Here is a 21478-nt window from a genome sequence, read left to right as displayed (position 1 = left end):
CTATCGCTACGCTTAATGATGGCTTGAAATTTGAGGGTAATTACCGAGACGGCACTAATGACCCTATCGCTAAAAAGCTAAATGAGCAACTAAATATAGAAGGAACTCATACAGCTGGTAAAGATAAACTAACTACTGGCAACATTGGTGTTATCAATAATGGTGAAAAACTAGTTGTTGAACTTGCCAAGGATGTAAATTTAACAGAAGCTGGAAGTATTTACTTCGGTAAAGATGGTGCAAAAATCAGCAACGATAATAAAAACATTAAAGTTGGTGATGAAAACGGAGGACCAGTTAAGATTACAAATTTAGCTCCTGGTGAAGCTGATACAGACGCAGTCAATGTATCTCAACTAAAAGAAGCAGCCGAGGGTAATAGAACTTATCTTACTGTCGATGGTGGCACAGAGGCTGGAACAAAAGGTGCTTACACAGGTGGTAACCTAAAACTTACTCATGGCGGTGAAGATAACAACACCTATGACCTAAAACTTGCTAATAACCTAACAATAGGTGAAAAAGGTGAAAACGGCAAACCTGGCGAAGATGGTAAAATCGAAGTTATCGACAAAGATGGCAATCCAGGTGTAACTGTTGCTGCAAAAGATGGCAATGGAACTATCGGCTTAAATGGCAAAGATGGTAATGACGCAGTTAAAGCTGATATTACTCTTGAAAAAGGCGAACCTGGTGTTAAAGAGACAAACGAAAAAACAAGAATTGTCTATACAACAGAAGATGGCAAGAAAGAGACTATCGCTACGCTTAATGATGGCTTGAAATTTGAGGGTAATTACCGAGACGGCACTAATGACCCTATCGCTAAAAAGCTAAATGAGCAACTAAATATAGAAGGAACTCATACAGCAGGCGAGGCTAATCTAACAGTAGGCAATATCGGTGTTATCAATGACGGAAGTAAATTGGTTATCGAACTTGCAAAACATGTAGATTTGACAAAAGATGGAAATTTATCTATTGGAAATACTTTGGTAGATAACAGCGGTTTAACTATAAGCAATACCGACCCTGATAAAATCATCAAGCTTACAGATAACAATGTTAGCATGGGTGGAAATCAAATTCACAATGTCAAAGCTGGTGAAGCTGATACAGACGCAGTCAATGTATCTCAACTAAAAGAAGCAGCTGAGGGTAATAGAACTTATCTTACTGTCAATGGTGGCACAGAAGCACCTAAGACCCCTGGTCAATACACAGATGGTAACCTAAAACTTACTCACGGCGGTGAAGATAACAACACCTATGACCTAAAACTTGCTAATAACCTAACAATAGGTGAAAAAGGTGAAAATGGCAAACCTGGCGAAGATGGTCAAATCAAAGTTATCGACAAAGATGGAAATGATGGTGTAACTATTAAAGCAGAAAATGGCGTAGGAACTATTGGTCTAAATGGTGAAAACGGAGCAAGTGCTACTATCACTGTCGCCAAAGATAAACCTGGTGTAGATGGACAACCTAACGATAAATTGGATAGAATTCAATACAAAGATAGTAATGGTGACTCTCACTCAGTAGCTACGCTAGATGATGGCTTGAAATTTGAAGGCGATTATGAGGGCGAGATAGCTAAGAAACTAAATGAAAAACAAAATATCAAGGGTAACCATACAGCTGGCAAAGATAGCTTAACAAATGGCAATATAGGTGTTGTCAATGAAAATGGCGATTTGATTATCAAACTTGCCAAAGATATTGATCTTGGCAATGATGGAAGTGTAACTACTGGTAATACAAAAGTTAATAATAATGGCTTAGTTATTAACAATACCGACCCTGATAAGGTTATTAAGGTTACAAGTGGCGATATTAGTATGGGTGGAAATCAAATTCATAATGTCGCAGCTGGCACAGATCTTACAGACGCTGTAAATGTATCTCAACTTAAAGAAGTTGAAAGCAAAATTAAAGCTCCAAATACAGTTAGTTCAGAAAATGGCTCTGTTAAAATAAAAGAGACACAAAATACAGACGGTAGCAAAAACTACGACTTGAAAGTTGCTACAAAACAAAATTCTGACGGCACTGTAAGTATGGTGACTTATGATGGTAACGGCAATGAAATCACTAATCCTGTTCAAGTCAAAAATGTAGCAGCTGGTAAGGCTCCAACTGACGCAGTTAATGTATCTCAATTAAAAGAGCTAGTTGGTAACTATACTGTTGAGAACTATATTGACGAAAATGGAAATACATTTAATGATGTAGTTCAAACAACAGATGAAAATGGCAAAACTGTAACGCTAAAAACTTACAATGTTAAAGATCAAGGTGAGTATGTTACAAACAATGTTGTAACTGCGATTTCTAAGATGAACGAGCAAGGTATTAAATTCTTCCATACAAATCAAGATGAAAATTTCAAACCAGAAGAACAAAGAAAGAATACTGTCGATTCATCAGCCAGTGGCGGACATGCGACAGCTATTGGTTATCAAGCAGACGCTAGCGGTAAATCATCATTAGCTGTTGGCGATAATGCAAATGCAAGTGGCGAGCAATCTATCGCTATCGGTAATGGCGCACAAGCTAGCGGAAAACAATCAATTTCAGTTGGAACTGGCAACAAAGTTTATGCTAACAACTCAGGTGCATTTGGTGATCCAAATACCGTAGCAGTAGGAGCCGATGGAAGCTATGTAATCGGTAATAATAACAATGTATCTACAAAAGATACATTTGTAATGGGTCATAATGTAACTAGCACAGTTGCAGACTCATTATTCTTAGGTAGCAGAACAGCTTATGTTGCTGAGGGCACTAGAAGTAAAGGCACAAATAATGCTTATACTAGTGATAGTGTAACTGCGAAAAACGCAGCTGGCGAAAATGTCACTATCGGTATGAAACAATTCGCTGGTGGCAATCAGGTTAAAGGCGTAGTAAGCGTTGGTAATGCTAATGAAACTCGCCGTATCCAAAATGTCGCACCTGGTCTAATCAGCAAAGATAGCACCGATGCGATCAACGGCTCACAACTATACTCTGCTATTGAGGGTATCGCCGAGCATTTGGGTAGCAACATAACAAATATCAATCAAAGAATTGATAATTTGGACAAAAAAATTGACAATGTTAGAGATGAGGCTAGGGCTGGTATCGCTTCTGCTATCGCTATCGGCAACCTACCACAATCAACAATCCCTGGTAAGGGTATGCTAAGTGTAGGTACTGGTTATTATCAAGATGAGGGTGCTCTATCTATCGGTCTATCAAAAATGTCAGACAATGGTAAATGGGTATTTAAATCATCTATCTCAGTCGATACACAAGACAACATTGGCGCAGGCGCGTCTTTGGGCTTCCACTTCTAAGGTGGCCTAGTGCGAAACCGATGAATTTCGGTTTCGCTTTTTTTAAATTTAAAGGGTAAAAAATGAAAAAATCATTACTATCAGCTCTAAGCTTAGCTGGAATTTTATTTTTTAGTGGTTGCACCACTCATGTAAGCGACAATATCCCAGAAGACGGCGTCATGCAATGGGACGATGTAACTTTTTTAGATATGAACAAAACATGGATTGACGCTCCAACTCACCCAAATGCCGAAAATTTAGGCAAAGTAGAAAAGGGTATGAGCAAAGACCAAGTATATTTTCTAATCGGTCACCCGCACCACCAAGAGGGCTTGTATGCGGTTAGAGAGTGGGATTATGTATTTAATTTGAAGAAAAAAGCTGGCGATCCTGATAAAATTTGCCAATTCAAAATCATCTACGACAAAGATTATCGCGTAGGAAGCACATTTTATAATCCAAAAGGTTGCGCCAATGTAGCCCCTGTGCAGCTACCGAACCAAAATGTCGAGCTAGAATCTGACTTTTTGTTTGACTTCGACAAAGACAATCTCAAAGCCGAAGGCCACGAAAAAATCGCAGCTGTCGCCAAAGATATCGATGTAAATATGGTAAGAAGCGTCAAGGTCTATGGTTACACTGATCCGCTAGGAAGCGACGCTTATAACAAAACTCTATCTCAACAACGCGCAAATATGGTCAAAAACGAACTTATCGCAAATGGAATCCCAGCTAGCAAAATTCAAGCTATCGGCATGGGCGAGGCAGATCAGGTTAAATTCTGCCCGGGCGAAAAAGGTGCCGCGCTAAAAGAGTGCCTCAAACCAAATAGACGCGTCGTAATCAAAACTATTTATTAACAAATTTGGGCTAAGCTTAGCCCAAATTTCACTTCAAAGGGGTTAGTTTGAAAAAACTAATTTTAATCTTTTTGTTTTTCTCAAATTTATTTGCTATCGAAGATACGAAATTTATCGCGTGCGAAAAGGGCGACGCGCAGGCGTGCTATGAGGTGGGACTTTTGCTTTATATGGGGCAAAGCACTGCCAAAGACGATGAGGGCGCGGTTTTGTTCTTTAAAAAAGCGTGCGATAAAAAGCACGATAATGCCTGCGTAGCTTACGCGCAAATGCTAGAAAATGGCCTTGGAATCAAGACGGATAAAAACGCAGCCTTGAATTTATACGAAAACGGCTGTAAGCAAAAAAATGTCCTTTCGTGCAAAGGGGCTGAGAGATTGCACTCTGCTTCGAATAAAAACAAAAAAAGATTAAGTGAAATTCGCGCGTTTTTATGCAAAAACGGCGAGGACGAATACTGCGAAAATGCCCTTGTGACGCTGGAAAACACAAAAGCCGTGGCAAGGCTGGATAATGACTGCAAAAACGGCAATAAAGATTCTTGCGAAACCTTGGTAAATTTGTATTTTAAAGCCCAAGGCACGCCTGAAAATATCCAATCAGCGATTTTTTACACAGATAGGCTTTGCAAGCTAGATGTCGCGACTTCGTGCCGAAATTTAGCCATTATTTTCCAAGGTCAAAGCGATATCGAGGGGGCGAAAAACTACTACGCCAGAGCCTGCGCTATGGGTGATAAAATTTCATGCTCGGAGTATAAAAAGCTAAGCAAATAAGCAAAATTTAGAAGCCTTGAAGCGTGATAGCATACAGCCTTTCAACTGCGTCGTCTTCTAAATTTAGCGAATTTTGACTTTGCAAAAATTCCAAAATTTCGCCCCATTTAAAGCCTTTTTGGTGCAAACAATGCTCGTGAGCGGGCAAAAATCCGCGTGTGAGTGATACTGCGCCGCTAATCTCTTCATCGCATAAAAAACAAAAAGGCTCGCTGTGAAGTCTGCCCTCGAATTCTAAAATTTTAGCGTAACTTTCGATAATTATTCGGCGTGGATTTTGGCGGCCAAAGCGCGAAGCAGCGGAGTTTAAAAGCTCATAGTAAAATTTATCAAGCTCGTTTGCATCCTTTAAATGCGCGCCCAGTAGCCTGATGAATTGCTGCCAAAAAATGAGTTTTTCTCTATTTATCAGCCAGCCGTATCCTAGGTGCATGACATTGCTTAGGCGCGGGAGGAAATTTTGGTTTGAGACTAGCTCAAAATCGATTTTGTATCCTTGTGTGATATTTGGGTGTCTGGCACCATAAAAGCGATACGCGCGCACTAAGGCGTCAGCGCATAGCACATCTACTATACAATCTTCGTCTTTGATTTTTGTGACTTTTAATATAAATCCTTGCATGGTTATATTCTAGCGAAATTTTAAATTTAAATAAAGAAAAATAGGTTAGAATTAGAAGTTTAATTTTGCAAAATTAAAGGAATATTATGAATTTTGGAGATTTGTTTTCAAAGATTCGTAGAGCCCAACCAGAAGCTTCTGAGGCACCTGCGCATTGGGTTAAGTGTCCTGGTTGTGCTTCTTTGATGTATTTTAAGGAGGTGGAACAAAACCACCATGTCTGTCCTAAATGTAACTATCACATGCGTTTTAGCGCAGATGAGCGAATCGCGCTAATTTGTGATGAGGGTTCGTTTGTAGAGTGTGATAAAACCCTCGAACCCGTTGATCCGCTTAAATTTGTTGATAAAAAATCATACAAAAAACGCATAAGCGAGGGGCAGGAAAAGACAGGCAGATCGAGTGCTGTCGTCGCTGGCGAGGCTAAAATTTCAAAACAACCTGTGCAATTGGTCGTTTTTGATTTTAATTTTATGGGTGGAAGCCTTGGCTCAGTAGAGGGCGAAAAAATCGTGCGAGCCGTCAAACGCGCGCTTGATAAAAAGCAAGCCTTGATTATCGTATCAGCTAGCGGTGGAGCTAGAATGCAAGAAAGCACATATTCGCTAATGCAAATGAGCAAAACTTCGGCTGCGCTTAAAATTTTAAGCGAAAATAAAATTCCATTTATCTCTGTTTTGACAGATCCTACGATGGGTGGGGTTAGTGCGTCGTTTGCGTGGCTAGGCGATATCATCATCGCTGAACCGGGTGCATTGATTGGCTTTGCTGGTCAAAGGGTCATCAAACAAACAATCGGAGCAGATTTGCCAGAGGGTTTCCAACGCTCAGAATTTTTGCTAGAACATGGATTAATCGACGCTATCGTGCCAAGAGCGCAAATGCGTCAGTATCTAAGCGATATGGTAAATATGCTAACAAATACCCCAGTCCAACTCGATGATAGTAGCGATGAGGGGCTATTTGATACGCACGGCGAAGAAGACGAATAGTGCAGATTATCGTTAATTCTATACAAAAAGGCACCGACGAATTTGCGAGCGAGCTAAACGAGTATCGCAAAATGTCGGCTAAATTTGCTAGCATAAAAGATGAAATTTTCTTTAACGCTAGTATCGCAAAGGCTCAGACGATCGATAGAGCCAGCGCGCTTAGGGCGTATGACGAGGTTTATATGCCTAGATTAAAAGGTTATAATATCGCCCTTGATGAGAGGGGCGAAGAGCTTGATAGTATGGAATTTGCTAAAATTTTAGACGGGAAAAATTTGGTTTCATTTTTCATAGGCGGTGCTTACGGGCTAAGCGATGATTTTAAGGGCAAATGTGATAAAATCATCAGCCTAACAAAGCTAACTTTGGCACATAAAATTGCAAAGCTTATGCTCTTTGAGCAAATTTTTCGTGCGCTTTGTATAAATGCAAATCATCCATATCATAAGTGAGGGTAAAATGAAAAAAAGTGAGTTGAAAATTTACAAAAAACTTTTAGAAGAAAGAAAAGCTGAGCTAAGCGCTAATATCAACAGCGCGACAAAAGATATCGAGGAGCTTAGAGAGCACGGCGCGACAGATGAGATTGATGTAGCTAGCATGGATACGGATTTGACGATTGAGTATTCGATTGGGCTAAAACAAAGAGAGAGCCTAAATAAAATAGTCTCTGCGCTAGAACGCATTGAAAACGGCACTTATGGCGAGTGTTTGGAGTGTGGCGAGCCAATCAGCCCAGAAAGGCTAAAAGTCCGCCCAGAATCAAGACTATGTATTTCTTGCAAAGAACTTGCCGAAAAAGCACAAAGGAGATAATGATGAAGGCAAAACAATTTTTTGTATATTCAGTGATATATATCGGTATTATCGCGGCTGTGATTTTCACGCAAGAAAGCGCGAGCTACACCCTAAGCGTGCTTGGATACTCTCTCACACTGCCTGTGGCTGTGTGGGTAGTGCTACCATTAGCTTTGTATATGATACTTGCACTTTGTCATTTGGGCTTTTATGGTTTTATGGTTTATCGCAAAAACCGCGCTATACAAAAAGATGTAAGCTCGTATGACGAGATGACAAAAGAGGTTTTATTAGGATTAGAAACGAACCGAAATTTCAAAACAGAGTTTTTCAAAGATCCAAGCGATATAACTAAAATTTTGTCTCCATGGTATGATAGTAGCGAGCTTGATATCAAAAACGAAAGCCTAAAAGAGATAGTAGATGTCGTAGAAAAGGTAAAAAACGGCGAGGTCGTGGATCTGAAAAAATACAAACTTCCTAAATCAAACGGTATGTTTTTACAAAACGAACTAAACCGCCTTGATGCTGAGCCTGATTATGCGCGCGAAATTTTAAAAACAAAGGGCGTTTATAACGATCAAATCACCAAAAAAGCATATAAAATTTTAGTCGATAAGGGCGATTATAGCGCGATTAAAACCTATAAAGAATTCCAAGATAGCGACGATATCAAGCGTATCGTAGAAAGAGCTGCTGATGAGAGCGAGTTTGAGGTCAGTAGCGAGGAGCTGTTTAACCTCATAAATAGCGATAAATTCAGCGACAAAGACTTCATTTATTTTGCCAAAAAGCTCAAAGACCACCTAAATCCGGAGCAATACAGAACCTTTTTTGAAAGGCTCAAAAACCAAAATTCAAGCGCGACAGAGGCGTATTTGTATGCGCTATATGAGCTTGGTATGATTGATGAACTAAGAGAGCAACTACACATGAGCGACGGCGATGAATTTGATAAATTCCAAATTTTGCTATTTTTACGCGACAATGGCAAATCAGTGCCAGCTTCGCTGATATTCTAAATTTCGGGGCGCAAATTTGTAAATTTTGTAAATTTGCAAATTCGCGCCATTTTTACACAATCAATGAATTTAAATAAATTTTTCGAGACAAAACCGCTTTTTTTAGCCCCTTTGGCTGGGTTTTCAGATCCGCCACTGCGCGGTGTGGTGAAAAAATTCGGCGCTGACGCGACGATAAGCGAGATGATTAGCGCAAATGCGCTGGTGTTTGAAAACGACAAAACCCTAAAAATGCTAGAAAAAAACGAAGCAGAAGAGCCGTTTTTCGTCCAAATCGCCGGAAGCGACGAGGAAGTGATAAAAAAGGCGGTTTTGATTTTGAATAAATTTGACGGATTTTGCGGGATTGATTTAAACTGCGGCTGCCCTGTGCCAAAGGTCGTGAAGCAAAACTCTGGCTCGGCGCTTTTGCTGGATTTGGATAAGCTAACCAGAATTTTAGAAATCATCAAAACTCACTCAAACAAAAAATTCGTAAGCGCGAAAGTTAGGCTTGGATTTGCTAGCGTGGATATCGAAAATATCGCGCGCGCGGTGGAGCGAGGCGGAGCTGATTTTATTGCGGTGCATGGGCGCACGAGGGCTGGTGGATACAGCGCGCAGGTCGATTACGACGCAATCGCACAGGCAAAAGGTGCCGTGCAAATCCCGCTCATCGCCAACGGCGACATTAGCTCGCAAAATGCTGAATTTGTGCGAAGCACGACTGGCGCAGACGGGCTTATGATAGGCAGGGCAAGTATCGGGCACCCGTGGGTTTTCGCTGAGATTAAGCAGGGGCAAAGTGCGAGCGCGGAGCTGAAAAAAGAGATTATTTTGGAGCATTTTGCGCAGATGATAGCGCACTATGGGGCGCACGGCGTGGCGATTTTCCGCAAGCACCTGCACGAATACTCCAAGGGCTACGCAAACGCTAGCGCATTTCGCGAAGAGATAAATCACATAGAAAATGCAAATTTAATGCGAGATAAAATTTTGGAGTTTTTTTAAATTTTGGTTTTTTGTCGTTGCGAGATGACGCGCTCGTCGTGCAATCCAGTAAAATTCGAAGCAAAATTTAACCTAAATTTATCATTGAACGAAGTTTTGAAATTTTACAACAACACTGACCTTGAATTTTAAATTTGTGGCAATGAATTTAAAGAATTTGGGCTTCTGTGATTTTGCCTTTGTTTTTATGGTGGCTGTCAAGATGCCACTTTTATTTGTAAATTCTGTGAAAGAATTTGTGTTTTTATCTGAGATTAAATTTAGGGAATTTGTGGTTATGTTTATGTTATCTGCTTGAATATTTGAAGTTGTTAGAGTTATGGAATTTGAGTTTAGGGTTGAAATTTTTATGATTGGGCTAACAAAAAATATTTGAGAAAATAGCAAATTTACAGAAAGAAAAATAGCAATAAAAAATCTATACATTGGATTTCCTTTCATTTTTTAAATTACCATCTTCATCAAAATCATCGAGTGAATAACCTAATAATTTTAAGAGTTCTAATGCAGTATTTCTTAAATTTATCCAAGCAGTATTATGGTATATTAAATCTTCTACCGAATTTTTATCTATTTCATCCCAATTTAATTTATCTATGCAATCAATAATTTTTTGTGATAATAATAATTCATTGGCATTAAAATCGTTTTCTGTCATAAGATATTTACAGCCATAATATAAAATATCAACCATTTCGCTAGGTAATAAATATTCATCTTTTGTTCCATGTAAAATATATTTTATTTGAGTATCGATAGAGGCAATATCAAACAATCTTGTAGCAACATTGTCTCTCATATTTAATCCTTATTCGACATACTATTATTATAATCTATGTTATCTATTATGTTGTAATCAAAATCGTTCATTTGATAACCTAAAATATTTAAAAATTTTTCCGCCTCTATTTTTAATTCATCCCATACATTAGTTCCATATATATCACCATTTGGTAATTTTCGTATTTTATTTCTCAACACATTTGCAAATTCTAATTCTCTTTTAGTAAAATTATTTTTGAAACAATCTAATTGTGCTTCTCTGCAAAAATTTGCAACATCTTCAATTAAATCATCTGGAACTATGTATTCATAAATAGTAGAATTATCGATATATTGTATTTGATAATCTCGTGAAGCAAGCCTAAATAAAGACTTTGCTAGTAATTCTCTTATTTTTCTCATTTTAATTTCCGTTGATAGCATTAGCACCGTAGGGTGGGTGTCCTTGCCCACAGAATTTTATATTTTTATCAAATTTTATCATTTTTAATTCTTTAATTAACCATTGCAGTGAGGAAAAATAACCAAAATATTACAACCGCGTCATTGCGAGCCTAGCGTTGCAATCTAGTAAAATTTAGATAAATTTCAAACTCGTAGATTGCTTGCGCGACAAATCAGACAAATTTACAAAATCTCGCGCAGTGTCCTTGCGCTGTGCATCCAGCTATCTAGCTCGCTCCACTTTTCGTTTTCGATCATATCGGTGCAAATTTGAAGCTCTTTTTTGAAAGACTCTATCGATTTTAACAAATTTTCTTTGTTTTGTTTGAAGATATCGACCCACATTTCGGGGCTTGATTTGGCGATTCTTGCCATACCGGTGAAGCTTCCGCCGGCTAAATTTATGATATTTCGGCGATTTTCCTCTTTTAAGACGCTATTTACGAGCGAGTAGCTAATCGCGTGTGGCAGGTGCGAGATGAGCCCCACATGGTGGTCGTGGCTGAGCGCGTCCATAAAGACAATCTTCATACCCGCAAACGAAAAAATTTCAACCGCGCGTTTGACATGCATTTCATCGGCATTGTTATCGTCGCAGATGACGACTACTGCGCCGTTTAGTAGCTCTGAAAACGCCGCGCTTGGGCCTGAGTTTTCCGTGCCTGCCATAGGGTGAGCAGCGATGAAATTTCCTCTAATCTCTGGCGGGCAACTTTGCAAAATTTTAAATTTCGTGCTTCCTAAATCGATGATTGTGGTTTCCTTGCGCGCGTCTTTTAGCTGGGCTAGCGTCGTGATAATCGCCTCGACTGGGATTGCTAGAAAAATCACATCGCATTTTTGTTTCATCTCTTCGATACTTAAAATTTCATGCACCAGCCCCAGTTCCAAGGCCTCTTTTTCGTTTTCCCTAGAAATATCATATCCGCTAACCGTGCTAATAATCTTTGATTTTTTCATACAAAGCCCGAGCGAGCCACCTATCAAACCTAAGCCTATAATGCCTATTTTCATAATTTTCCTTTGTAAATTCTTTTTGATTAATTTTAATATGCTATTATACGCAATTATTTTCATTTCTAGGTAAAATTTTATGAGAAAAAGTTTGTTTTTATTATTAGGTGGGGTTTCTGTTGCTTGCGCAGCGCAAATCCAAACTATTAAATTCGAGGGTTTAAAACACCTATCTCCGCAAGTTGCAGCTGCTATTTCTGGCCTACAAATAGGCGATCAAATCACAGGCGAAAACACAAACCGAGCGATCTCAAATCTCTTTGCTCAGGGCTATTTCGAAGATGTGTATATCAGCGAACAGGGCGGAAATGTAACAATTAGCGTAAAAGAAAAACCAAGCGTGGCCAAAGTCGATATCAAAAATGTCGTTACAAACGACCAAGACGCTATCAAAAATTTAATCGGACTTCGCCCGGGACAGGTCTATGATGAGGTTTTGGCAAAAAACGCTGCCGCTAGAATCAAGCAATTTTACGAAGTAAAGGGATTTTTTGACACTGTTGTCGAAGTTACCCCAAAACCGCTTGATAGCGAAGGAAACGCCGTGCATGTCATAGTCGATGTCAATAGAGGCGAAAACATCATCATCGAAAAGGTAAATTTAGTCGGTGCTAAAAAACTAGATTATGATGATATCGAACCAGCTGTTTCAAACAAACAACGCGAAGTATTTGGCTGGCTATGGGGCTTTAACGACGGACAGCTAAAAGCTAATGAGTTGCCAAACGACGCAAATAGAATCCAAGAAGAATACTACAAAAAAGGCTACCTCGACGCTAGGGTATCTGCCCCAATCGTAAATGCCGATACTGGCGATTATACCGCGGATTTGACATATTATGTAACAGAGGGCGAGCGTTATAAGGTCAGCAGTATAGATATCGACTGCCCAGAAAATGTAACTATGGATAAAGAAAAGGTTATAAGCGATCTAAAACTCGAAAAGGGCGATACGATGAATTCAGACTGGATGCGTCGTGATATCCAAAAAATCGAAACCTTAGTCGCCGATCAAGGATATGCTTATGTCAAGGTCGTCCCGCAAACCGATCAAGACAGAGAGGCTAAAACCATAGGCATAACTTATAAAATCATACCTGAAAATAAAGTCTATATCAGAAATGTAACAATCTCTGGAAATGACAAAACAGAAGATAAAGTCGTTAGACGCGAAATGTATCTAACCGAGGGAAATTTATTTAGCAGAACCGATTATGCTGATTCTATCGCGGCTCTTAAACGCACGGGATATTTCGAAAATGTCGAAATCAAAGAAACTAGGGTAAGCGACGATCAGCTAGATTTAGAAGTCGTAGTCCAAGAAACCCCAACCGGCTCGATTACAGGCGGTATCGGATATGGTAGCGATGATGGATTGCTACTAAGTGGTGGAATTAGCGATAGAAATGTCTTTGGAACAGGACTAAGTGGCTCAGTATCGGTAGAAAAATCAGATGATAAATTAAGCGGTAGAGTGAGCCTTACAAATCCTAGAATTTTCGATTCAGAATACAGCCTAGGCGGTATGGTCTTTGCTAATGACTATGACTGGGACGATTACGAGGAGAAATCTTACGGATTTGCCTTGACGCTTGGCAGAAAGCTAGGACGAAATTTAAGCGCAAGTCTGACATACTACCTAGAAAAGACAGAAATCGAAGGGCTAAACGAATACTACGCAGCCGCTGGTTATCGTAACCACGAAAGCATTAAAAGCTCGATTACACCGGCACTTACATACAATAGCACAGATGATTACTACCTGCCACGAAGCGGTATCATCGCGACTGCGAGCTTAGAATACGCTGGACTTGGCGGAGATATCGAATTTACCAAAGCAAAAGGAAGTTTTAATTACTACTTTGGATTGCGTGATTATATCGATTACGATTTGATTTTCCGCTACAAAGCTGCGGCTGGATATGTTTGGGATAGAGGCGATCCGCTTCCAATCAACGAAAAACTATTCCTAGGCGGTATTAGAACGGTGAGAGGATATAATTCTAGATCGATTCCGCGTAAAGAAATTTGCGTAGCTAGTGGTAGTTGCCGTTATGTCGAAACCGGCGGTATGCAAAGCTTCAACAACTCAGTCGAGCTAAGCTTCCCACTAATCGATCGTATGAAAATGCGCCTTGTAACATTTTTCGATTACGGTATGATAGGCGACAATGACTGGAACGAGGAAGAGCGATATAGCGCAGGTGCTGGTATCGAGTGGCTCACACCAATGGGGCCGTTGCAGCTGTATTTCACAAAACCGCTTAACGAAAAACCACACGATAAGACAAATAGTTTCGAATTTAGCATTGGAGCTAGATTTAACTAAAATTTGGCGTAAATTTTGGGTAAATTTCACTTTTACCCAAAATTTAACCTTAATGAAATTTAACCAATCCTTTACTTACGATTTACAAAAACTCAGTAAAATCAGGCTTTAATTTAAAATCAAGGTAATTTATGTATAGAAATCGAAGCAGAATAAATCCTAAAATTTTCATTTTTTTAATACTAACTTTGGCGATAGCTTATGGAGTTTTTCATTTTTTAACCTCGCCTAAATTTGAACAAAATCCCCCTAAAATCGAAATTGCAGATGAAATTTACTGGAATTTAATCTCGCCTTTGAAGGTTAAAATTTCAGATGATACAGGCGTAAAATCAATAAAAGTAAGCCTAAATGACGGGGAAAATTTAACTCCGCTAAAAGATGAAGAGTATGGCATAAGCCAAAAAGAGCTAGAAATTGCAGTTGAATTTCCAAAAAATTTAATCCTAAATAAAGATAAAAAATACAAACTCCATATCGAAGCTGGCGATATTAGCGCGTGGAATTTCACCAAAGGCAACAAAACCGATAAAGTCGTAAATATAATCATCGACAACAAAAAACCTTTGATAAATTTGGTCGCAAATTCGTATAAAATCACCAAAGGCGGTTCGGCTGTGGTTGTTTTCAGTGCGACGGATGAAATGCTAGATGAGGTTTTTATCCGCACAAATTATGGCAAAATTTTCAAAGCTACGCCGTTTGTCAAAGAGGGCTATTACGCTTCGCTTGTAGCTTGGCCGGCAAACGAAGATGAATTTCGCGCAGAAATCGTAGCAACCGACAAGGCTGGAAATGTCAGCTCGTCGCAGATTCGCTACTTTTACAGCGATAAAAAATACAAGGTCTCGCAAATCAAACTTAGCGAAAATTTTCTTTCAGGCAAGGTCAGCGATCTAGCCAGCCAACATGCGCAAAATTTCAACTCCATGAGCGATTTGGATAAATTTAAATTTGTAAATGAGACTTTGCGGGAGCAAAACGCCAAGGATCTGCACGCATTTACGAGCAGGGTGCATGAGGATATGATAAGCGAGTTTTCGCTTCGTCCGTTTTATCCGCTTGCAAAGGGCGCTGCGGTAGCGAGTTTCGCCGATCACAGGCTGTTTTTCTTAAACAGCGAGCAAGTTAGCGAGAGCTGGCACATGGGGCTTGATCTTGCTAGCGTGGCAAATGCGGATATCAAAGAGAGTAATTACGGCGTGGTCGTGTTTTTGCAGGATAATGGAATTTATGGCCTAAATTTGGGCGTTTATTATGGATTTGGAGTTTATGGCGTGTATGCGCACTGCTCGAATTCAGCCCTTAGCGTGGGCGATCAGGTCAAACCAAACGATATCTTAGCTCAAACTGGCGCCACTGGCTTTGCCTTTGGCGATCATTTGCACTTTGGTATAGTGGTTCAGGGTGTGGAAGTAAGGCCGGAGGAGTGGATGGATCCGAAGTGGATCAAAGATAATGTGAGCGATGTGCTCGAAAGTGCGAAAAAAGTTATCGAAAAAGGAAAATAAATTTCAAATTTTTCGCTATAATGCAAAAATTAATGAAATGAGGGAAAAATGAGACAAAGAACAATAGCTAAAAAAGTCCATAGTGTCGGTATCGGATTGCATAAAGGTGAGCCAATCAGACTTACATTGGAGCCTTTGGAAGCAGGTAGCGGAATAGTATTTTATAGAAGCGACCTTGGAATTAGTTTTAAAGCAACGCCCGAAAATGTCGTAAATACCCAAATGGCCACTGTCGTTGGCAACGAAAAGGGCTATGTCTCTACGATAGAGCATTTAATGAGCGCGATTTCAAGCTATGGAATCGACAATATTCGCATTATCGTCGATGCGAACGAAATCCCTGTAATGGACGGAAGCTCGGCGAGTTTTTGTATGCTTTTGGACGAGGCTGGAATCAAAGAGCTAGATACGAATAAAAAAGTCATTATCATCAAACGCGATGTCGAGGTCAAAGAGGGCGATAAATTTGTTCGTTTAAGCCCAAGTGCAAGGCCTAAATTTGATTATACGATTAAATTTGCAAATCCGATTATCGGCACACAGCACCATGTCTTTGAATTTAGCAAAAAGGCTTATATTAAAGAAATTTCTAGGGCTAGAACTTTTGGATTTTTAAAAGATGTTCAAGCGCTTCGTTCTATGGGGCTAGCACTTGGTGGAAGCCTAGAAAATGCCGTCGTAATCGACGATAATAAAATTTTAAACCCAGAGGGTTTGCGCTATGAGAACGAATTTGTCCGCCATAAAATTTTAGACGCTATCGGCGATTTGGCACTTAGTGGAGCGCCTATTTTGGGCGATTACACATCATTTGCTGGAAGCCATGATTTAAATCACAAGCTCACCGAGGCTGTATTTAGCGACGCTAAAAATTATGAATTAGTCGAGCTAAACGCGCAAATCGTGAGAGAGTATCAAAAAGCTTTCGCGTAAGGTCAAATCATCAAAGAAATCAGCGTTTTAGTCGTAGCACTCACTTCGCCCGTGCTAGTCGGTATTTACGAGAAAAATGACAAAATTTTAGAATTTTCTAGCGCGCCAGGGCAAAAAGCCGATGAATTTTTGGTAGAAAAATTTTCTCAAATTTTAAAAGAGTATAAAATTTTAGAGCTTATCTATGCGAATACACCCGGCTCTTTTATGGGCATAAAAGTTAGCTTTGTAATGCTAAAAACACTTAGTATCGCCCTAAATTTGCCACTTTACGCGGTCAGTGGATTTGAGCTAAATGGATTTTTGCCGATCAGGGCAAACAAGGCATTTTCATACATTTACGAAAATGGCGAGATAAAAATGGCAAAATTAGAACCTGCTCCTATGAAATTACCGCAAAATTTATCAACTTTAAATAAAAGCAATGATATACTACCAAATTACATTATTGATGCAGTTTAGGAGAAAATTTGATTATAAAAATTCCCGCCACCAGCGCAAATTTGGGACCAGGCTTCGACGCACTAGGACTTAGTTTAGAGCTTTTTAACGAAGTAGAGATTTGCGAAAATAGCTTTCATTGTATTTCGCTCAACGGATATGGAAGCGAAAAGGCGTGGCTTAAAAAAAATAATGCGTTTTTAAACATTTTTCGCGAAATTTACACCAAACTAGGCGGAAATCCAAACCAAAATTTCAAAATTTCATTTCAAAACAATATCCCATTTTCGCGCGGTCTTGGAAGCTCGTCGGCTGTGATAGTCGGAGCAATCGCGGCAGCGTATTATATGCGCGGATTTAGCGTGGATAGGGGCAAAATTTTAAATCTCGCCCTAGAATACGAAAACCACCCTGACAATATCGCTCCGGCGACTTATGGCGGGTTTGTTTCGAGCATAACTTCTGGCAAAAATGTCTATTCGCAAAAATGCGAGATCGACGCTGATATCAAGGCTATCGTCGTTATCCCAGATACGCCAATGCCTACAAACGAATCTCGCGGGAAATTGCCTAAGAGCTTTACTATCAAAGATTGCGTGAGCAACCTTTCGCACGCTGCGTTTTTGACGGCGTGTTTTATGAAAAAAGATTATGATAGCCTAAGGCTAGCGTGCGTGGATAAAATGCACGAGGAGGTGCGTATGAGTGCGCTACCTGAGCTGTTTAGCGTGCGCGAAGTGGCTTACGCAAATGGCGCGATTATGAGTTCGCTCAGCGGTAGTGGCTCGACATTTTTAAATTTAGCCCATGCTAGCGACGCGCAAAAGATAAAAAATGCGCTGGCGGATAAATTTAAAAATTTCAAGGTAGAAATTTTAAATATAGATAATAACGGCTTTAATATTAGCTAAGAAAAAGTAAGATATAATTTTATGAATAAACCGATAAGAATGTGCGTTATTTGTAGAGGTAGATTTGCTAAGGCGGGGCTTAATGCCTTTGTGCAAAATTTCAAAAAAGAAAATTCAAAACGGCAATTTTATATTTGCAATCAATGTATAAATCAAAAAGAAAAAATTATTAAATATTTATCAAAATTTAGAAAATATGAAAATTTTGAGATTATTAAGGAGAGGGTTTTAAATGGCTGAGGGAGTTAAAATCAGTGACATCGCGGCTGAGCTTGGATACGCAAGCAAAGACATCATCGAAAAAGCGCAAGAAATGGGCTATACTAAGGTCAAAACCGCGTCAAATAAGGTAAGCAACGAAGAAGCAGCGGCTATATATGAGTATATTCAAACAGGAATTTTGCCAGAGTCTTTAAAGCCAAAATCCAGTGCTAAAAAAGCCCCTGCGAAACCAAAAAAGCAGAGCGAAACCAAAAAAGATGAGCCTAAAAAAACTCAGAGCAAAAAAACAGAGCCAAAGGCTGAAAATTCTCAAAGCAAAGAGCCAAAGTCTGAGCCAAAACCTGAGCCAAAAGAGGAAAAGCTGCACTCTCAACCAAAAAGCGAAACAAAAATCGAAGCAAAAGCCGAAGTTAAAACCGAGCCAAAATCCAAGCCCGAAGCGCAAACCCCTCAAATAAATAGTGGCGAGAGCCTAGCTAGCGAGAGTTTGCAAAAGCGCCGTGGTTTGGTGATAGTCAAAAAGAAAAAAGACACCGAGGCACCAAAGGTGGAAAAACCAAGCGAAAGTCGCGAAAAGGTAAGCGCTAGCTTGGAGGCGATTTTCTCAAACGCTGAGTTAAATTTGAAAAAGAAAAAGGCTGAAAAGAAAAAAATCGCCGTTTCTAAAAAAGAAGATACCCAAAAAATCGATTTGGTTAGCGACCACGAACTAGCCGACATAGTCATCGATGATGATGAAGATATGGTAGTTTTGCCGGATCTCACCGTTAAGCCTATCCAAGTCGAAAACAAAACAAAAACCAAAAATCAACCAAATATCTACAAAGGTTCGCAAACGCAGTTTTACGGGAACGATACGGGTATTAGCCGTGGAAGTCGCAAAAAACATAAAAAAGTCGTCAAAAAAGATGATGAGCAGAGCGTAACTTCTGTAAATATCCCAAAAGAAATTCGTGTTTATGAATTTGCCGAAAAAATCAAAAAACAGCCTAGTGAAATCATTTCAAAGCTATTTTTGCTTGGTATGATGACGACCAAAAACGACTTTTTGGACGAAGATGCGATTGAGATTTTGGCAGAAGAATTTGGCATTGAGGTAAATATCGTAAATGAAGCCGAAGAATTCGACTATGTCAAGGCTTACGAAGATGAGGTTGTAGAAGAAAATTTGACCACAAGAGCGCCAGTAATTACCATTATGGGGCATGTCGATCACGGAAAGACTAGTTTGCTTGATTTCATTAGAAATTCACGCGTCGTAAGTGGCGAAGCAGGCGGTATCACGCAACATGTGGGTGCGTATATGGTCGAGAAAAACGGACGAAATATTACATTTATCGATACCCCGGGACACGAAGCATTTACATCTATGCGTGCGCGCGGTGCAGAAGTTACCGACATTGTTATCATCGTGGTTGCGGCAGATGATGGCGTAAAACCACAAACAAAAGAAGCCGTAAATCACGCCAAAGCTGCCGGTGTGCCGATAATCATCGCTATCAATAAAATGGATAAAGAAAACGCAAATCCTGATTTGGTAAAAACAGGACTTGCGGAACTTGATATAATGCCGACCGAGTGGGGCGGAAGCTATGAATTTGTGCCGATTTCGGCAAAGACTGGCATGGGAATTGAAGATTTACTTGAAATCGTCTTGCTTCAAGCCGATTTGCTTGAATTAAAAGCCGACAAAACTCGCCAAGCAAAAGCAACCATTATAGAAAGTTCGCTTCAAAAGGGTCGTGGTCCTGTCGCTACCGTCATCGTGCAAAACGGCACACTAAAAGTCGGCGACACGGTAGTTGCGGGTGTGGCGTATGGAAAGGTTAGAGCTCTAAATGATGATAAAGGCAAAAAGCTAAGCTCGATTGCTCCGGGTGAGTGTGGTGTTATCATCGGTCTTAGCGAAGTCCCGGAAGCCGGTGAAACGCTAATTGGCGTTGGAAGCGATAAAGAAGCAAGAGAGTATGCGAGCCGAATTTACGAGCACCAACGCCAAAAAGAGCTATCAAAATCTACAAAAGTTACAATCGACGAACTAAGCGCAAAAATCGCAGAAGGCGAGTTAAAATCGCTTCCGGTTATCGTAAAAGCCGATGTGGTGGGCTCTCTTGAAGCCATTAAGGCAAGTTTAGAAAAACTTCGCAACGACGAAGTTAAGGTAAATATCATACACTCAGGCGTTGGCGGTATCACGCAAAATGATGTTGGTCTAGCAAGTGCGAGTGAAAACTGCGTGATTTTGGGCTTTAATATTCGCCCGACAGGCGAAGTCAAAGAAAAAGCCAAAGAGCGTGGTGTCGAGATAAAAACTTACAATGTCATTTATAACTTGCTTGACGATGTCAAGGCGATTTTAGGGGGATTAATGAGCCCGATTATCAGAGAAGAAGACCTTGGTCAGGCTGAAATTCGCCAAGTCATCAATGTGCCAAAAATCGGACAGATTGCAGGTTGTATGGTTACAGAAGGTTCTATCCAAAGGGGAGCTAAAATCCGCGTTATCCGCGACGGAGTGGTGGTTTTCGAAGGAAATATCAGCTCACTAAAACGCTTTAAAGATGACGCAAAAGAGGTCGCCAAGGGCTTCGAGTGTGGTGTCGGTATCGACGGATACAACGATATGCGCGTTGGGGATTTCATCGAAAGCTTCAAAGAAAAAGAAGAACAAGCCACGCTATAAAGGTGATTTATGAACGCTCACGAAGTTAGACGACTACGAACCGCAAGTGTCCTAAAAGAGCTGATTCCACAGGCTTTATCGCAGCTTGATGATGAGTTTTTGCACGGGCTTTGCGTAACCGATGTCGAGTGCAAAAGAGGACGCTATGATGCCTTTGTATATCTCGATAAAATGGGCTTAGACGAAAGGGAGCAAGAGCTAATCTTGGCAAAACTAAAAAAAGTAAGCCGTTTTATCCAAAACCACTGCATGGAAGCAGAAGGCTGGTTTCGCTCACCTGCGCTTCACTTCAAATTCGACGATAGGCTCGAATACCAAAACAAAATGGACGATTTGTTTGAAAAAATTAGTAAGGATTTAAATAAAAATGGTTGATTTAAACGCCCTTGCCAGCGAGTGTGGGCTGGAATTTTACGATTGCGAAACAGCTAGCGAAAACGGCAAAACGATTTATAGAGTTTTTGTGACTAAAACCGGTGGTGTGAGCTTAGAAGACTGCGAAAAACTAAGTCGCATTTTATCGCCGATTTTCGATGTCGAACCGCCTGTTTCGGGCGAGTATTTTTTAGAAGTATCAAGTCCTGGGTTAGAGCGCAAACTAAGCAAAATAGAGCATTTTAGCAAAAGCGTGGGTGAGTTAGTCAAAATAACCACGAGCGAAAAAGATAAAATTTGTGGAAAAATTCTTAAATTTGAAGATGAAAATTTATACTTAGACACCGACGACGGCGAAATTTGCATTAAATTTAGCGATATAAAAAAGGCGAAAACTTATATCGAGTGGTAAATTTGCCAAATTTTAAAATCAAAATTTAAGGTATTAA

Annotated in this window: 21 protein-coding genes and 1 pseudogene; 17 read left to right on the top strand and 5 right to left on the bottom strand. The window is 40.0% G+C overall.

Annotated elements, in window-relative coordinates:
• Nucleotides 1-23 precede the first annotated feature (23 nt).
• From OFO12_RS08090 to OFO12_RS07365, 4 genes and pseudogenes are all read left to right on the top strand, one after another.
• Nucleotides 24-389, top strand: a pseudogene (locus OFO12_RS08090) (hypothetical protein); the annotation flags it as partial.
• Nucleotides 390-992: 603 nt separating this feature from the next.
• Nucleotides 993-3341 carry a YadA family autotransporter adhesin gene (locus OFO12_RS07375; protein WP_270870032.1) on the top strand — a complete coding sequence of 783 codons (2349 nt, stop codon included), beginning with the start codon at nt 993-995 and terminating at the stop codon, nt 3339-3341.
• A 62-nt stretch (nt 3342-3403) separates the two neighbouring features.
• Nucleotides 3404-4183, top strand: a complete 780-nt coding sequence (locus tag OFO12_RS07370) for an OmpA family protein (protein ID WP_270865344.1) — start codon at nt 3404-3406, stop codon at nt 4181-4183.
• Nucleotides 4184-4230: 47 nt separating this feature from the next.
• Complete coding sequence (locus OFO12_RS07365) at nt 4231-4959, top strand: tetratricopeptide repeat protein (protein WP_270870031.1); 729 nt, start codon at nt 4231-4233, stop codon at nt 4957-4959.
• A gap of 7 nt (nt 4960-4966) precedes the next feature.
• On the opposite strand, the gene recO is transcribed toward OFO12_RS07365, so the two are convergent.
• Entirely contained in the window at nt 4967-5581 is a 615-nt protein-coding gene (gene recO / locus OFO12_RS07360) for a recombination protein RecO (protein ID WP_270870030.1), read from the bottom strand.
• Nucleotides 5582-5667: 86 nt separating this feature from the next.
• Between recO and accD the strand changes: the two genes are divergently transcribed.
• From accD to OFO12_RS07335, 5 genes are all read left to right on the top strand, one after another.
• The gene (gene accD / locus OFO12_RS07355) at nt 5668-6573 is read left to right on the top strand and encodes an acetyl-CoA carboxylase, carboxyltransferase subunit beta (RefSeq protein ID WP_270862534.1); all 906 of its coding nucleotides are present in this window, start codon (nt 5668-5670) and stop codon (nt 6571-6573) included.
• Nucleotides 6573-7025: a 23S rRNA (pseudouridine(1915)-N(3))-methyltransferase RlmH gene (locus OFO12_RS07350; protein ID WP_270862535.1), complete on the top strand. Its 453-nt coding sequence runs from the start codon at nt 6573-6575 to the stop codon at nt 7023-7025. Before accD ends, OFO12_RS07350 begins: the two co-directional genes overlap by 1 nt.
• Complete coding sequence (gene dksA, locus OFO12_RS07345; RefSeq protein ID WP_270870029.1) at nt 7000-7389, top strand: RNA polymerase-binding protein DksA; 390 nt, start codon at nt 7000-7002, stop codon at nt 7387-7389. Before OFO12_RS07350 ends, dksA begins: the two co-directional genes overlap by 26 nt.
• 2 nt (nt 7390-7391) lie before the next feature.
• A complete protein-coding gene (locus OFO12_RS07340) occupies nt 7392-8393 on the top strand; it encodes a LapA family protein (protein ID WP_270870028.1) in 1002 nt (333 codons plus the stop codon).
• 63 nt (nt 8394-8456) lie between these two features.
• Nucleotides 8457-9383, top strand: a complete 927-nt coding sequence (locus tag OFO12_RS07335) for a tRNA dihydrouridine synthase (protein WP_270870027.1) — start codon at nt 8457-8459, stop codon at nt 9381-9383.
• 81 nt (nt 9384-9464) lie between these two features.
• Here OFO12_RS07335 and OFO12_RS07330 read toward each other — a convergent pair whose 3' ends face one another.
• The 4 genes from OFO12_RS07330 to OFO12_RS07315 form a co-directional block, all read right to left on the bottom strand.
• Nucleotides 9465-9809, bottom strand: coding sequence for a hypothetical protein (locus tag OFO12_RS07330; protein ID WP_270870026.1), 345 nt, complete (start codon nt 9807-9809; stop codon nt 9465-9467).
• Nucleotides 9802-10182: a phytanoyl-CoA dioxygenase gene (locus OFO12_RS07325; protein ID WP_270870025.1), complete on the bottom strand. Its 381-nt coding sequence runs from the start codon at nt 10180-10182 to the stop codon at nt 9802-9804. The genes OFO12_RS07330 and OFO12_RS07325 overlap by 8 nt, the downstream gene beginning before the upstream one ends.
• A 2-nt stretch (nt 10183-10184) precedes the next feature.
• Complete coding sequence (locus OFO12_RS07320; RefSeq protein ID WP_270870024.1) at nt 10185-10568, bottom strand: hypothetical protein; 384 nt, start codon at nt 10566-10568, stop codon at nt 10185-10187.
• A 225-nt stretch (nt 10569-10793) separates the two neighbouring features.
• A complete protein-coding gene (locus OFO12_RS07315) occupies nt 10794-11624 on the bottom strand; it encodes a prephenate dehydrogenase (protein ID WP_270870023.1) in 831 nt (276 codons plus the stop codon).
• A 79-nt stretch (nt 11625-11703) separates the two neighbouring features.
• Here OFO12_RS07315 and bamA point away from each other — a divergent pair, with 79 nt between their 5' ends.
• The 8 genes from bamA (at nt 11704) to rimP (ending at nt 21441) form a co-directional block, all read left to right on the top strand.
• Nucleotides 11704-13953, top strand: a complete 2250-nt coding sequence (bamA, locus tag OFO12_RS07310; RefSeq protein ID WP_270870022.1) for an outer membrane protein assembly factor BamA — start codon at nt 11704-11706, stop codon at nt 13951-13953.
• Between the two features lie 131 nt (nt 13954-14084).
• Nucleotides 14085-15464: a M23 family metallopeptidase gene (locus OFO12_RS07305; RefSeq protein WP_270870021.1), complete on the top strand. Its 1380-nt coding sequence runs from the start codon at nt 14085-14087 to the stop codon at nt 15462-15464.
• A 48-nt stretch (nt 15465-15512) separates the two neighbouring features.
• Nucleotides 15513-16397 (top strand): UDP-3-O-acyl-N-acetylglucosamine deacetylase, encoded by an 885-nt coding sequence (gene lpxC / locus OFO12_RS07300; RefSeq protein WP_270870020.1) that lies wholly within the window; start codon nt 15513-15515, stop codon nt 16395-16397.
• 51 nt (nt 16398-16448) lie between these two features.
• Nucleotides 16449-16859, top strand: a complete 411-nt coding sequence (locus OFO12_RS07295; RefSeq protein WP_270870019.1) for a glycoprotease — start codon at nt 16449-16451, stop codon at nt 16857-16859.
• An 8-nt stretch (nt 16860-16867) separates the two neighbouring features.
• Nucleotides 16868-17749 (top strand): homoserine kinase, encoded by an 882-nt coding sequence (gene thrB, locus OFO12_RS07290; RefSeq protein WP_270862543.1) that lies wholly within the window; start codon nt 16868-16870, stop codon nt 17747-17749.
• 232 nt (nt 17750-17981) lie between these two features.
• Nucleotides 17982-20654 (top strand): translation initiation factor IF-2, encoded by a 2673-nt coding sequence (gene infB / locus OFO12_RS07285; protein WP_270870018.1) that lies wholly within the window; start codon nt 17982-17984, stop codon nt 20652-20654.
• A 9-nt stretch (nt 20655-20663) separates the two neighbouring features.
• The gene (gene rbfA / locus OFO12_RS07280; RefSeq protein WP_270859239.1) at nt 20664-21029 is read left to right on the top strand and encodes a 30S ribosome-binding factor RbfA; all 366 of its coding nucleotides are present in this window, start codon (nt 20664-20666) and stop codon (nt 21027-21029) included.
• Nucleotides 21022-21441, top strand: a complete 420-nt coding sequence (rimP, locus tag OFO12_RS07275; protein WP_270870017.1) for a ribosome maturation factor RimP — start codon at nt 21022-21024, stop codon at nt 21439-21441. The genes rbfA and rimP overlap by 8 nt, the downstream gene beginning before the upstream one ends.
• Nucleotides 21442-21478: the final 37 nt, after the last annotated feature.

It is taken from the genome of Campylobacter sp. JMF_04 NA10 (assembly GCF_027737655.1).
Taxonomy (GTDB): Bacteria; Campylobacterota; Campylobacteria; order Campylobacterales; family Campylobacteraceae; genus Campylobacter_B.
This window is presented reverse-complemented; position numbering and strand designations above follow the sequence as displayed.

Bases quoted from the DNA above. Each gene is read 5' to 3' on its own strand.
- accD (WP_270862534.1), top strand. From the start codon at position 5,668: ATGAATTTTGGAGATTTGTTTTCAAAGATTCGTAGAGCCCAACCAGAA.
- OFO12_RS07320 (WP_270870024.1), bottom strand. From the start codon at position 10,568: ATGAGAAAAATAAGAGAATTACTAGCAAAGTCTTTATTTAGGCTTGCT.
- rbfA (WP_270859239.1), top strand. From the start codon at position 20,664: ATGAACGCTCACGAAGTTAGACGACTACGAACCGCAAGTGTCCTAAAA.
- bamA (WP_270870022.1), top strand. From the start codon at position 11,704: ATGAGAAAAAGTTTGTTTTTATTATTAGGTGGGGTTTCTGTTGCTTGC.
- OFO12_RS07335 (WP_270870027.1), top strand. From the start codon at position 8,457: ATGAATTTAAATAAATTTTTCGAGACAAAACCGCTTTTTTTAGCCCCT.
- recO (WP_270870030.1), bottom strand. From the start codon at position 5,581: ATGCAAGGATTTATATTAAAAGTCACAAAAATCAAAGACGAAGATTGT.
- OFO12_RS07305 (WP_270870021.1), top strand. From the start codon at position 14,085: ATGTATAGAAATCGAAGCAGAATAAATCCTAAAATTTTCATTTTTTTA.
- dksA (WP_270870029.1), top strand. From the start codon at position 7,000: ATGCAAATCATCCATATCATAAGTGAGGGTAAAATGAAAAAAAGTGAG.
- lpxC (WP_270870020.1), top strand. From the start codon at position 15,513: ATGAGACAAAGAACAATAGCTAAAAAAGTCCATAGTGTCGGTATCGGA.
- rimP (WP_270870017.1), top strand. From the start codon at position 21,022: ATGGTTGATTTAAACGCCCTTGCCAGCGAGTGTGGGCTGGAATTTTAC.
- OFO12_RS07340 (WP_270870028.1), top strand. From the start codon at position 7,392: ATGAAGGCAAAACAATTTTTTGTATATTCAGTGATATATATCGGTATT.
- OFO12_RS07325 (WP_270870025.1), bottom strand. From the start codon at position 10,182: ATGAGAGACAATGTTGCTACAAGATTGTTTGATATTGCCTCTATCGAT.
- infB (WP_270870018.1), top strand. From the start codon at position 17,982: ATGGCTGAGGGAGTTAAAATCAGTGACATCGCGGCTGAGCTTGGATAC.
- OFO12_RS07330 (WP_270870026.1), bottom strand. From the start codon at position 9,809: ATGTATAGATTTTTTATTGCTATTTTTCTTTCTGTAAATTTGCTATTT.
- OFO12_RS07370 (WP_270865344.1), top strand. From the start codon at position 3,404: ATGAAAAAATCATTACTATCAGCTCTAAGCTTAGCTGGAATTTTATTT.
- OFO12_RS07315 (WP_270870023.1), bottom strand. From the start codon at position 11,624: ATGAAAATAGGCATTATAGGCTTAGGTTTGATAGGTGGCTCGCTCGGG.